The sequence below is a fragment of the Streptomyces sp. NPDC085927 genome, assembly GCF_044540975.1.
Classification (GTDB): domain Bacteria; phylum Actinomycetota; class Actinomycetes; order Streptomycetales; family Streptomycetaceae; genus Streptomyces; species Streptomyces hirsutus.
The window spans coordinates 65,289-77,359 of the sequence record NZ_JBITSN010000014.1; the positions used below are offsets into that span (position 1 = coordinate 65,289).

Consider the following 12,071-nt stretch of genomic DNA (forward strand, 5'->3'; position numbering starts at 1 on the left):
TAGATTGACCCCGTGCTCTCTCGCCTCACGCGCCCCCAGACCCTGGCCGTCTGTGCCGTTCCCGTCGTCGCCCTGCTGGCCACGGCGGTGTTCGCGCCGCTGCCGTTCTCGGTGGCGCAGCCGGGGCTGACGGCCGACGTGCTCGGCAGGAACAAGGGCACGCAGGTCATCACCATCTCCGGCGCGAAGACCCGTGAGACCACCGGTCAGCTGCGGATGACGACGATCGAGGCGACCTCCCCCGACACCCGGGTGAGCCTCCCGGACGTCGTCGACGCCTGGTTCGGCACCGACCAGGCCGTCATGCCCCGCGACTCGGTCTACCCCACCGGGGACAACCTCAAGGAGATCGAGCAGTACAACGAGGAACAGATGCGCGCCTCGCAGGAGGAGGCGACCCTGGCCGCGCTGGGCTACCTGGACCTGGACGGCAAGGGCATCGAGGTCGACCTGAAGCTCGCCGACGTCGGCGGCCCCAGCGCCGGCCTGCTCTTCTCCCTCGGCATCGTCGACAAGCTGAACGGCGACGACAGCGGCGGCGACCTCACCGGCGGCCGGGTCATCGCCGGTACGGGGACGATCGACGCCGAGGGCAGGATCGGCGCCGTGGGCGGGGTGCCGCTGAAGACACAGGCCGCCCGGCGGGACGGCGCCACCGTCTTCCTGGTCCCCGAGGCCGAGTGCGCCGAGGCGCGGGCGGAACTCCCCGACGGCCTGCGCCTGATCCCGGTCACCACCCTCGAGGGCACCGTCGACGCCCTGGTCGACCTGGAGAAGGACGCGGGCAAGGTCCCGAGCTGCTGAACCGCCCGGCACGGCCGCACGCCGCACCGCTTCACTTCTCCCTGACGAACCCCTCGTCCACCATCCAGTCCAGCGCCACCTGGTGGGGGTCCTCGCCGTCCACGTCCACCTTGGCGTTCAGGGTCCGCGCCACCTCGTTGTCCAGCTTCGCCGAGACCGGGTCCAGGACCCCGGTGATCGCCGGCCACTCCTTCAGGGTCTCGGTGTTGACCACCGGCGCCGCGTTGTAGTTGGGGAAGAACTTCCTGTCGTCCTCCATCACCACCAGGTCCATGGACTTGATCCGGCCGTCGGTGGTGAACACCTCGCCGTAGGTGCAGGCGCCCTTGGCCGTCTGGGTGTAGATGATCCCGGTGTCCATCTGCGTGACGTTCCCCGCGGCCACGTTCATGCCGTAGGCCTTCTCCAGGCCCGGCAGCCCGTCCGCCCGGTTGGCGAACTCGCCCTCCACGCACAGGGTCACCGCGGCCGGGTCGGACTTCGCCAGCGCGGCCACCTCCGACAGCGTCCTCGTGCCGTACTTCTTGAAGTTGGACCGGTTCATGGCCAGGGCGTAGGTGTTGTTCAGCTTCGACGGCTCCAGCCAGGTCACCCCGTTCTTCCGGTCGGCCTCGCGCACCGCCTCCCACTGCTCGCGCGGGTCGGGGAGGGGTGTGCTGTTGCCCTGGTAGGTGATCCACGCCGTGCCGGTGTACTCGTACGCGGCGTCCGCGTCCCCGCCCACGACCGCCTCCCGGGAGCCGACGGAGCCCTGGATGCCGGTGCGGTCGACGACCTCGGCGCCCGCCGCCTGGAAGGCGATGCCCATGATCGCGCCCAGGATCAGCTGCTCGGTGAACTCCTTGGAGGTGACGGTGAGCTTCGCGCCCTCGAGGGGTCTGCCCTTCCCGATCGAGCCCGGTTCCACGTCGTCGACCATGGGGGAGCCGCTGGTCAGTCCGCAGGAGGAGAGCCCCACCAGCAGCATTCCGGCGAGCAGCAGGCACGGGCGGCGCCTCATGCGCCCGTCTCCAGCCCTCGTGGCCGCAGCAGCAGCTCGGCCAGCGAGGCCAGCCAGTCCACCAGCAGGGCCAGGGCGACGGTGAGCACCGAGCCCAGCACCAGTACCGGCATCCGCTGGCTGGTGATGCCGGTGGTGATCAGCACGCCCAGTCCGCCGCCCCCGCCGAAGGTCGCGAGCGTGGCCGTGCCGACGTTCAGCACGAGTGCCGTACGCACCCCGGCGAGGATGAGGGGGACGGCCAGGGGCAGTTCCACGCGGGCCAGCACGCCCAGCGGGGACATGCCGATGCCGCGCGCCGCCTCCAGCAGCGTCGGGTCGTTGGCCCGCAGGCCCGCGATGGTGTTGGAGAGCACCGGCAGCACGGCGTAGGCGATGATGCCGATGAGGGCGGCCCTGCGGCCGATGCCCAGCCAGATCACCAGCAGCGCGAGCAGACCGATCGCGGGCGTCGCCTGACCCGTGTTGGCGAACGTCAGCACGGCGGGGGAGGCCTTGCGGAACCTGGGCCGGGTCAGCAGGATGCCCAGCGGGATCGCGATGATCAGTACGAAGAACGTCGAGATCACGGTCAGTTCGATGTGCTGCCACAGCGCCTTGGTCACCCGTCCGTCGGAGAGCGCGTTCCGGGACAGCGCGTCCAGGTCGGCCTGCGTGAACCACAGCCAGGTCGCGAACAGGAGGACGATCAGCACCACGGGCAGGAGCGTCAGCTTCCGCCACGTCACGGGGGAGGCGGCCGCGGCCGGGGACATGGATCCGGCGGCCCTCCGCGTCGCCCCCTCCCCGCTGTCGCCCTCGTCCCGGTCCTGGTCCTCGTCCTCGCCACGGAAGGCGAGCCCTCCGGCCTCGTGTGCGTCGGAGGGCCGCCGCTCGCCGGGCCTCCGCCACCGGGAAGAGGCGCTCACGCGTCCGCCACCCCGCCCGCGCCCTCCTGCTCGGCGTGCGTCCGGGGGGCCCGGTGCCCCTCCAGTTCGTGCTGGGCCTCCATCGCCTCCAGCCGGTCGGCCTCCAGCAGTTCGTGGACGGAGTTCATCAGCGTCTCCACGTCGACGACGCCCTCGTACACGCCGCGCCCGCCGGTGACCGCCACCCGCCCGGAGCTGTCGGTGAGCACCGCCTCCAGCGCGTCCCGCAGGGTGGCGTCCCGGGTCACCGTGTCGTGCACCAGGGTGCCCGCGCGGGCCAGTGAGCCCTTGGCCCGCATCAGGTCGCCGCGCCGGAGCCACTTGTAGGGGCGGCGGCGCCGGTCGAGCAGCAGGATCTCGTTGGAGCCGCTGGAGCGGAGCAGGTCGAAGATCCGCTGGAGCGGGTCGTCGACGGTCACCGTCGGATAGTCGGTGATCCCCACGTCCCGTACGCGGGTGAGGTTCAGCCGCTTCAGCGCGGCCCCGGCGCCGACGAAGCCGGACACGAAGTCGTCCGCCGGGTTGGTGAGGATCGCCTCCGGGGTGTCGAACTGGGCGATGTGCGAGCGCTCGCGCAGGACGGCGATCCGGTCGCCGAGCTTGATCGCCTCGTCGAAGTCGTGGGTGACGAAGACGATCGTCTTGTGCAGTGCGTGCTGCAGCCGGATCAGCTCGTTCTGGAGGTGGTCGCGGGTGATGGGGTCCACCGCCCCGAACGGCTCGTCCATCAGCAGCACCGGCGGATCCGCCGCCAGCGCCCGCGCCACGCCCACCCGCTGCTGCTGCCCGCCGGAGAGCCGGCGCGGGTAGCGGCCGTGGAACTCGCCCGGGTCCAGCCCGACCAGGTCCAGCATCTCCTCCACCCGCGCCCGCACCCGGGCCGCCGGCCAGCGCAGCATCTTCGGCACCAGCGCGATGTTCTGGGCCACCGTCATGTGCGGGAACAGTCCGCTGGACTGGATCGCGTACCCGACCCGGCGGCGCAGCTTCACCGGGTCCATGTCGGTGACGTCCTCGCCGCCGATGCGGATGCGGCCGCCGCTCGGCTCGATCAGCCGGTTGATCATCTTCAGCGTGGTCGACTTCCCGCAGCCGGACGGGCCGACGAGGATGACCGTCTCGCCCGCCCTGATCTCCATGTCGACGCTGTCCACGGCCGGCTGCGGATTGCCCGGGTACCGCTTGGTGAGGCTCTCCAGCTCGATGGTGGCGCCGGTCGCACCGGTGGTTCCGGCGGACCCGGCGGTGTCGCCGGGTGCGCCGGTCGCGCCGGGCGTCCCCGGGGCGGGTGACTCAGGCACGGATCCCCCTGGAGATGGTCAGCCGCCCGATCAGGACGTACGCGGCGTCGAACAGCAGCGCGAGGAGGACGATCAGGAGGGTGCCCGCGAGCACCTGGTTGAGGGCGTTGCTGCTGCCCAGCGAGGCGAGCCCGCGGAAGATCAGGTTGCCCAGGCCGGGGCCGGAGGCGTACGCGGCGATGGCCGCGATGCCCATCAGCATCTGCGTGGAGACCCGGATCCCGGTGAGGATCGGCGGCCAGGCCAGCGGCAGTTCCACCCGGGCCAGCCGGGCCACCCGCGACATGCCGATACCGGTGGCCGCGTCCACCAGCGCGGGATCGACCCCGCGCAGGCCGACGATCGAGTTCCGCACGATCGGCAGCAGCCCGTACAGCGTCAGCGCGATCACCGTCGGCGGCACCCCGAGTCCCACGACCGGGATCAGCAGACCGATCATGGCCAGCGACGGGATGGTCAGCAGGGTGGAGGTGGTGGTCGTGGCCAGGCTGCCCGCCCAGTCGCTGCGGTACGTCGACACCCCGATCAGCACGCCGATCACGGTCGCCGCCACCATGCACTGGAAGACCACGCTCGCGTGCTGGTACGTGTCGACGAGCAGCTGCTGGTGGCGGTTGCCCAGGTACTCCCAGAAGTTCACGTCCGCTCACCCCAGCTCGGCCACGCCCGCCCGGTCGGTCCGGCCGGCCACGCCCGCCCGGTCGGGCCGGTCCGGCTCAGTCCGGTCCGTCCGGGGCCCCGCCCGGCGGTTCGAGGAGCGCGGCCTGCTCCACCAGCGGGATGATCCGCAGCGGAACGGGGTTCTCCATCACGATCGCCGTGGCGGCCCGGACGATGCCATCAAAACCGACGACACGGTCGATCACCCGTTGGAGATCGGCGTTGGAGCGGGCCACGAGCCGGCACAGCATGTCCCCGCTGCCGGTCGTGGTGTGCAGTTCCAGGACCTCCGGAACGGTCGTCAAGTGCGCCCGGACATCGGCCCCTTGGCCCTGCCGGATCTCCAGCGTCGCGAACGCCGTGACCGGGTAGCCGAGGGCCGCCGGATCCACCTGGGGACCGAAGCCGCGGATGACTCCGTTCGACTGAAGACGGTCCAGCCGCGCCTGCACCGTCCCCCGCGCCACCCCCAGCCGCCGGGACATCTCCAGCACCCCGATCCGGGGCTCGCGCGCGAGGAGCAGGATGATCCGGCCGTCCAGCCGATCGATCGCCATGCCGGCCTCCGCTCCTCGTCGCCTGGTCATCCTGTACAGAAAGCCCGCCGATCGCGGCAGGCCACTGGACACCATGCCCAGTGAACAAGCGAACTATTGCGCACCTTGCAGAGCTGGCCCACCCTGCACCTATGACGCAGACCACACACCACGCTCCCGACCCGACCGCCCGGCAGGCCGATCCCTTCCCGGTCAAGGGAATGGACGCGGTCGTCTTCGCCGTGGGCAACGCCAAGCAGGCGGCGCACTACTACTCCACCGCCTTCGGCATGAAGCTGGTCGCCTACTCCGGACCGGAGAACGGCAGCCGCGAGACCGCGAGCTACGTCCTGGAGAGCGGCTCCGCCCGCTTCGTCCTCACCTCGGTGATCAAGCAGTCCACCGAACAGGGCGCCTTCCTCGCCGAGCACGTGGCCGCCCACGGCGACGGCGTCGTCGACCTCGCCCTCGAGGTCCCGGACGCGCGTGCCGCGTTCGCCTACGCCGTCGAGCACGGCGCCCGCCCGCTCGCCGAGCCGTACGAGCTGAAGGACGAGCACGGCACCGTCGTCCTCGCCGCGATCGCCACGTACGGCGAGACCCGGCACACCCTCGTCGAGCGCACCGGCTACGACGGGCCCTACCTGCCCGGCTTCGCCGCCGCCGACCCGATCGTCGAGCCGCCCGCCCAGCGGTCCTTCCAGGCCATCGACCACTGCGTCGGCAACGTCGAACTCGGCCGGATGAACGAGTGGGTCGCGTTCTACAACAAGGTCATGGGCTTCACGAACATGAAGGAGTTCGTGGGCGACGACATCGCCACCGAGTACAGCGCGCTGATGTCGAAGGTGGTCGCCGACGGCACCCTCAAGGTCAAGTTCCCGATCAACGAGCCGGCCGTCGCCAAGAAGAAGTCCCAGATCGACGAGTACCTCGAGTTCTACGGCGGCGCCGGCGTCCAGCACATCGCGCTCAACAGCAACGACATCGTGCACACGGTCCGCCAGATGCGCGCGGCCGGCGTGAGCTTCCTGGACACCCCGGACTCGTACTACGACACCCTCGGCGAGTGGGCCGGCGAGACCCGGGTGCCGGTCGAGACCCTGCGCGAACTGAAGATCCTCGTCGACCGGGACGAGGACGGCTACCTGCTGCAGATCTTCACCAAGCCGGTCCAGGACCGGCCGACCGTGTTCTTCGAGATCATCGAGCGGCACGGCTCCATGGGCTTCGGCAAGGGCAACTTCAAGGCCCTCTTCGAGGCGATCGAGCGGGAGCAGGAACGCCGCGGCAACCTGTGACCGGATGACGGCGGGACCGATGCCGGCGAGGGCCGGACGCGGGGACACCCTCCCGCGTCCGGCCCTCGCCGGCTCTCCTCACGACCAGTCCGGCGGCCCGTCCCCGACCGGCGGCTCGCCCAGCCGTTCCAGTGCCGCCTTCGCCCGCGGCACCCGGAGCGGGGAGAAGTACGGGTTGATCCGCAGGGACTCCCGCAGATGCCGCCGCGCGGGCCCGTGCCTCTCCAGCTCGAGTTCGATCATGCCCCGGTGGAAGGAGTGCAGCGCGCTGCGCACCCCGCCGCCGTGCGTCTCCTCCGTGGCCCGCACCGCGAACTCCAGCGCCTCCCCGGACCGCCCCGACCGGTGCAGCGCCCAGCCCAGCGCGTCGGCCACCGCCGCCGACGGCTGCCGCTTCCACTCCGTCCGCAGCCGCCGCACCGCCGCCTCCGGGTCCCCGTGGTCCGCCTCGAACCGGCCCAGGACGAGATCCACGTCGGCCCCGTGGGCGGCCGCCTTCCGCACCCGGGAGCGCAGCAGGTCGTAGTGGACCCGGGCGGCCTGCCGCAGCCCCAGGGACTCGTACAGCTCGCCCAGTTCCAGCTCGTACTCCGGCAGCGGCTGCCGGGCCAGCGCCGCCCGGTAGGCGTCGAGCGCCTCCGTGGTCCGGCCGAGCGCGGCCAGCGCCCTGCCCTGCCCCGCCTGCGCCGCCCACTGGTCCGGGTCGATGCGCACCGCCTCCCGGAAGTGCCCCAGGGCGTCCTCCCGGTCGCCGCGCTCCCAGGCCAGCTGCCCGGCCTGCTCCAGGTACGCCGCCCGCTCGGCCGGTTCCCCGGCCGCCGCGGCGGCGCCGGCGAGCTGGGCCGCCGCGTCCTCCTGCCGGCCCTTGTCCCGGTCCACGGCCGCCGCCAGCGCCATCACGGCCGGATCCGACCGCAACGCCTTCAGCCGGTCCAGCGTCCTCCCCGCCGCCTCGCCGTCACCGAGCCCGGCGTACGCCTCGACCAGCGGGGGATACGTCGTCCACCGCTTCGGCTCCAGCTTCCGCGCCCGCTCGCCCCACTCGAGGGCGGCGGGATGGTCGCGGCGCGCGTTCGCCAGCGCCGCCAGCCCGCGCAGCGCCGCGGCGTTGCCCCGCGGCCGCACCTTCAGCGAGGTGCGCAGCGCCTGCTCGGCCCGCGAGTACCGCGCGGGGTCCCCCAGCCGCCGCCCCTGCTCCACCCGGGCCGCTCCGAGCACCGCCCAGGCCTCCGCGTCCTTCGGGTGCTCCTTCAGATGCCGCTCCCGCTCCTCGACCAGCGCCTCCAGATCGGGCAGCGACGCCGGCACCCCGCCGGCCACCGCCGCCTGCGCCCGCGCCCCGGCTGCCGGCTCCGGCGGCCCGTCCGCCCCGCGCTCCCACGGCAGCAGCACCAGCACCCCGCCGAGCACGGCACACCCGGCGGCGGCCGAACCGAGCCGCACCCGGCGCCCGCGACCCGCCCGTCCAGGGGCCTTCCCCCGCTCCGGGGCGCCGTCCTGTCCACGGGTCCCGTCCTGTCCACGGGTTTCGCCCTGTTCACGGGGCTCGTCCTGCCGACGGGTCTCGTCCCCGCTCCCGGTCTCCTGCGGCTTGTCGTCCATGGCGCACACTGTGCGTCACATCATCCGTCGATACGACGAACCACACCCCGGTTCGCGACGGCTTACGACCGGGTGACGTACGTGGGGTTCACACCGATGGCCCCAGGTGTCACGCTGTGATCGTGAGCCGTATCGAAGCGCGAAGCGATGAAGACACGGTGGCGGCCGGACCTCTCGTCGGCCGGCTGCTCGACGGCCTGCCCTCCGAGGCGGTGCTCACCGACCCCGACGTCACGGCCTCCTACGCCAACGACATGGCGAGTTTCTGCCCGGCCGGCGCCCCGGCGGTGGTCGTCCTGCCCCGCACGGCCGAACAGGTGCAGCACGTCATGCGCACCGCCACCGCCCTGCGCGTCCCCGTCGTCCCGCAGGGCGCCCGCACCGGTCTGTCCGGCGCCGCCAACGCGACCGACGGATGCATCGTGCTCTCCCTGACCAGGATGGACGCCATCCTGGAGATCAACCCCGTCGACCGGGTCGCCGTCGTCGAACCCGGCGTCGTCAACGCCACCCTCTCCCGTGCCGTCGGCGAACACGGCCTCTACTATCCGCCCGACCCCTCCAGCTGGGAGACCTGCACCATCGGCGGCAACATCGGCACCGCCTCCGGCGGGCTGTGCTGCGTGAAGTACGGCGTCACCGCCGAGTACGTGCTCGGCCTCGACGTGGTCCTCGCCGACGGCCGCCTGATGTCCACCGGCCGCCGCACCGCCAAGGGCGTCGCCGGATACGACCTGACCCGCCTGTTCGTCGGCTCCGAGGGCTCCCTGGGCGTCGTCGTGCGCGCGACCCTCGCCCTGCGGCCCAAACCGCCCGAGCAGCTGGTGCTGGCCGCCGAGTTCGCCTCCGGCGCCGCCGCCTGCGAGGCCGTGTGCCGCATCATGGCCGGCGGGCACGTCCCCTCACTCCTCGAGCTCATGGACCGTACGACGGTCAAGGCCGTCAACGACATGACCCGGATGGGACTGCCGGAGAGCACCGAGGCCCTGCTGCTCGCCGCGTTCGACACCACCGACCCCGCCGCCGACCTCACCGCCCTCGGCGCGCTGTGCGAGGCGGCCGGCGCCACCCAGGTCGTACCGGCCGAGGACGCCGCCGAGTCCGAACTGCTGCTCCAGGCCCGGCGCCTGTCCCTGGTCGCCCTGGAGGCGGTCAAGGGCACCACGATGATCGACGACGTGTGCGTGCCCCGCTCCCGGCTCGGCGAACTCATCGACGGCGTCGAGCGGATCGCGGAGAAGTACCGGCTCACCATCGGTGTCGTCGCCCACGCGGGGGACGGCAACACCCACCCGACCGTCTGCTTCGACGCCCAGGACCCCGACGAGTCCCGCCGGGCCCGCGAGTCCTTCGACGAGATCATGGCCCTCGGCCTGGAACTCGGCGGCACCATCACCGGCGAACACGGCGTCGGCGTACTGAAGAAGGAATGGCTGGCCCGCGAGATCGGCCCGGTGGGCATGGAGATGCAGCGGGCCGTCAAACAGGTCTTCGACCCGCTGAACCTCCTGAACCCGGGCAAGCTCTTCTGACCCGCCGCCCCGGCGCGCACCCCGTGCCCTCACGGGGCGAGCAGCGCGGCCAGTCCGTCGTCCAGCCCGAGCCGCCCGCTCTCGCTGCCCGGCGGAACCACCCGCAGCGTCCGCTCCAGCCACGACGACACCTGCGCCGTCGGCACCTCCAGCAGGGCGTCCCCGTCGGGCGAGCTCAGCGCCACCAGGACGACGCCGCGCCCCTCCGCCCTCGACGGCCACACCCGCACATCACCGTGCCCGCACGGCCGGAACACGCCTTCGATCAGCAGTTCGCGGGCGAACGTCCAGTGCACCGGCTGCCCGGAGTCGATGTGGAAGGTGATGTGCACGGCGTAGGGGTCGTCGGTGCGGTAGCCGAGCCGGGCCGACACCGGGACGTCCCGCTCCGGCGACAGGATGAGCCGCAGTTCCACTTCGCGCTCCACCACGATGCCCATGGCGCAGGTCCTCTCTCTCGTGAACTCTCGTACAGGTGCCCGCGAGGGGCCGTCCCAGGGGAGAGGGGGAGGGGCCGGGAGCATTACGCGGGTCCGCGAAAGTTTTTTCGCGGTACCACATCGGTGCTCGAAAGGGGTGTGTCCGGCCGGACACACCCTGGTTCTCGCACCCGTCTGATAAATGTGGTGCCCCCGACCCACCCGCGAGCAGATACGGGACGACGGACATGAGCGCCCCAACCCCGGCCCCCGGCGACGACACGCCGCGCGAAGGCTTTTACCCGGACCCGTCCATTCCCGGATACGTCCGGTACTGGAACGGTGCCGCCTGGGTACCGGGCACCAGCCGTCCGGCGCCGGACGGCGGCGGCGCGCCGCTCGCGCCGTCGGCGTCCGCCGGTGCCGGTTCCTCCGGTTCCGCCCCGGCGGTGCCCACCGTCGAGGAGACCGGCCCGCACTTCTTCGACGAGGACCCGGTCGACGGGCCCTCACCGTCGTCCTCGTCCTCGCCCCCTTCGCCTTCGCCCTCCCAGGTCCCGTCTCCGTCCTCTCCCTTCTCCCCGTCTCCCCTGCCGGCCGACTCCCAGCACGGCAGCCGGCCCGAGCCCGCCTCGGCATGGGGTGCCGACCGTTCCCACCAGACCGGTTTCGGCGGCGACCAGGACCGCCGGGTCTCCTGGGGAGCGGACCCGAGAGTGGCGCACGCGTCCGGCCCGGCGGGCGGCGAGCCCACGGGCCCGGACGGTGCGGATGCCGGTGCGGCGCCCGCGGGCAACACGTTCGTGTTCCGCCCGCCGACGGCCAAGCCGCCGAGCGCGGACAGCGGTTCCGCCGGAGCCCTTGAGCCCTCCGCGCCCGCCGCGGCCTCCGACAGCGCGATCGCGGACGAGGGCACCATGACCTTCCGCGCCGTCGGCCCACGCCAGGGTTCCGGCGCGGCCTCCTCCGGTTCCGCGTCGTCCGGATCACCCGGGTCGTCCGGGCGTCCCGGGTTCGGGGCCGGGAAGGCCGCCGCCGCCCGTGCCGCACGTACGGCCTCCGGGCAGGCGGGCAGCGGGAGCAGTCCGGCCGCGGCACCGGTGTCCGGGCCGCAGCAGGCCTCCGCGGCCCCGGCCGTCCCGCCCCAGTCCGCCGCACCGGAGCCCGCGCCCGCCCCCGTCCCCATGCCCGCGCCCGCCCCCATGCCCGCCCCCGCTCCCGCCCCCGCTTCCGCCTCCCGGCCGCTGACGAGCGGTCACGGTGGCGGCCAGTCGTCCTGGGCGCAGCAGGTGCACCGGCTCGCGGACGGGGAGGAGGCGCCGGTCGCGCCGTGGAAGCCGCCGGTCGAGGACGTCTTCCAGGCCGCCGCCAGGCGTCAGGCCTCGGCCCGCCCCGCGGGGCTCGGCAAGCGGCTGACGGCGCGGCTGCTGGACACCGTCGTCCTCGGCGGCATCACCGCCCTGGCCGCCGTACCGCTGGGCATCGCGGCGGCGGACCACGTCGACGAGAAGATCGAAGCGGCCAGACTGTCCGGCAGGACCGTCACGGTGTGGCTGCTCGACGGCACCACGTCGGTGTACCTGGGCATCGTCCTCGCCGTCCTCCTCCTCGGCGGTGTCCTCTGCGAGGTGCTGCCCACCGCCAAGTGGGGCCGCACCCTGGGCAAGAAGCTGCTGGGTCTCGAGGTGCGGGACATCGAGGGGCACGACGCGCCCGGGTTCGGCGCGGCCCTGCGCCGCTGGCTGGTCTACAGCATCCCGGGAGTGCTCGTCATCGGTGTGGTGGGCGTCCTGTGGTGCCTGTTCGACAAGCCGTGGCGGCAGTGCTGGCACGACAAGGCCGCGCACACGTTCGTGGCGGGCTGACCACCCGGCCGGAACCACGGGGAACCACACGGGAACGGACGGGGACTCACCCTTTCGGACCGGCTGCGCGGGCGGGCCGCGGCGCCGGTACTCCGGACGGCGGCTCGCCGGATGCGCGGCCGGGGGGTTCGCGGTCGACTCGG

11 protein-coding genes are annotated in these 12,071 nt (G+C 72.8%); 4 read left to right on the top strand and 7 right to left on the bottom strand.

Going from position 1 to position 12,071, the window contains the following annotated elements:
* Nucleotides 1–12: 12 nt before the first annotated feature.
* A complete protein-coding gene (locus ACIF80_RS28990) occupies nt 13–804 on the top strand; it encodes a S16 family serine protease (RefSeq protein WP_399810061.1) in 792 nt (263 codons plus the stop codon).
* 31 nt (nt 805–835) lie between these two features.
* Here the strand turns inward: ACIF80_RS28990 and ACIF80_RS28995 are convergent, their stop codons facing one another.
* From ACIF80_RS28995 to ACIF80_RS29015, 5 genes are all read right to left on the bottom strand, one after another.
* Nucleotides 836–1,804 (bottom strand): glycine betaine ABC transporter substrate-binding protein, encoded by a 969-nt coding sequence (locus ACIF80_RS28995; RefSeq protein ID WP_399810063.1) that lies wholly within the window; start codon nt 1,802–1,804, stop codon nt 836–838.
* Nucleotides 1,801–2,712 carry an ABC transporter permease gene (locus tag ACIF80_RS29000; protein WP_399810065.1) on the bottom strand — a complete coding sequence of 304 codons (912 nt, stop codon included), beginning with the start codon at nt 2,710–2,712 and terminating at the stop codon, nt 1,801–1,803. The genes ACIF80_RS28995 and ACIF80_RS29000 overlap by 4 nt, the downstream gene beginning before the upstream one ends.
* Entirely contained in the window at nt 2,709–4,013 is a 1,305-nt protein-coding gene (locus ACIF80_RS29005) for an ABC transporter ATP-binding protein (RefSeq protein ID WP_399810067.1), read from the bottom strand. The genes ACIF80_RS29000 and ACIF80_RS29005 overlap by 4 nt, the downstream gene beginning before the upstream one ends.
* The gene (locus ACIF80_RS29010) at nt 4,006–4,653 is read right to left on the bottom strand and encodes an ABC transporter permease (RefSeq protein WP_399810069.1); all 648 of its coding nucleotides are present in this window, start codon (nt 4,651–4,653) and stop codon (nt 4,006–4,008) included. The genes ACIF80_RS29005 and ACIF80_RS29010 overlap by 8 nt, the downstream gene beginning before the upstream one ends.
* A 76-nt stretch (nt 4,654–4,729) precedes the next feature.
* Entirely contained in the window at nt 4,730–5,230 is a 501-nt protein-coding gene (locus ACIF80_RS29015) for an Lrp/AsnC family transcriptional regulator (protein ID WP_399810070.1), read from the bottom strand.
* Nucleotides 5,231–5,361: 131 nt separating this feature from the next.
* On the opposite strand from ACIF80_RS29015, the gene hppD reads away from it, so the two are divergent.
* A complete protein-coding gene (hppD, locus tag ACIF80_RS29020) occupies nt 5,362–6,510 on the top strand; it encodes a 4-hydroxyphenylpyruvate dioxygenase (protein WP_399810071.1) in 1,149 nt (382 codons plus the stop codon).
* Nucleotides 6,511–6,588: 78 nt separating this feature from the next.
* On the opposite strand, the gene ACIF80_RS29025 is transcribed toward hppD, so the two are convergent.
* Complete coding sequence (locus ACIF80_RS29025) at nt 6,589–8,112, bottom strand: tetratricopeptide repeat protein (RefSeq protein WP_399810072.1); 1,524 nt, start codon at nt 8,110–8,112, stop codon at nt 6,589–6,591.
* Nucleotides 8,113–8,228: 116 nt separating this feature from the next.
* On the opposite strand from ACIF80_RS29025, the gene ACIF80_RS29030 reads away from it, so the two are divergent.
* The gene (locus tag ACIF80_RS29030) at nt 8,229–9,644 is read left to right on the top strand and encodes an FAD-binding oxidoreductase (protein ID WP_399810073.1); all 1,416 of its coding nucleotides are present in this window, start codon (nt 8,229–8,231) and stop codon (nt 9,642–9,644) included.
* Between the two features lie 29 nt (nt 9,645–9,673).
* Here the strand turns inward: ACIF80_RS29030 and ACIF80_RS29035 are convergent, their stop codons facing one another.
* Nucleotides 9,674–10,084, bottom strand: coding sequence for an SsgA family sporulation/cell division regulator (locus tag ACIF80_RS29035; RefSeq protein ID WP_399810074.1), 411 nt, complete (start codon nt 10,082–10,084; stop codon nt 9,674–9,676).
* A gap of 227 nt (nt 10,085–10,311) precedes the next feature.
* Here ACIF80_RS29035 and ACIF80_RS29040 point away from each other — a divergent pair, with 227 nt between their 5' ends.
* Nucleotides 10,312–11,928: an RDD family protein gene (locus tag ACIF80_RS29040; protein WP_399810075.1), complete on the top strand. Its 1,617-nt coding sequence runs from the start codon at nt 10,312–10,314 to the stop codon at nt 11,926–11,928.
* Nucleotides 11,929–12,071: the final 143 nt, after the last annotated feature.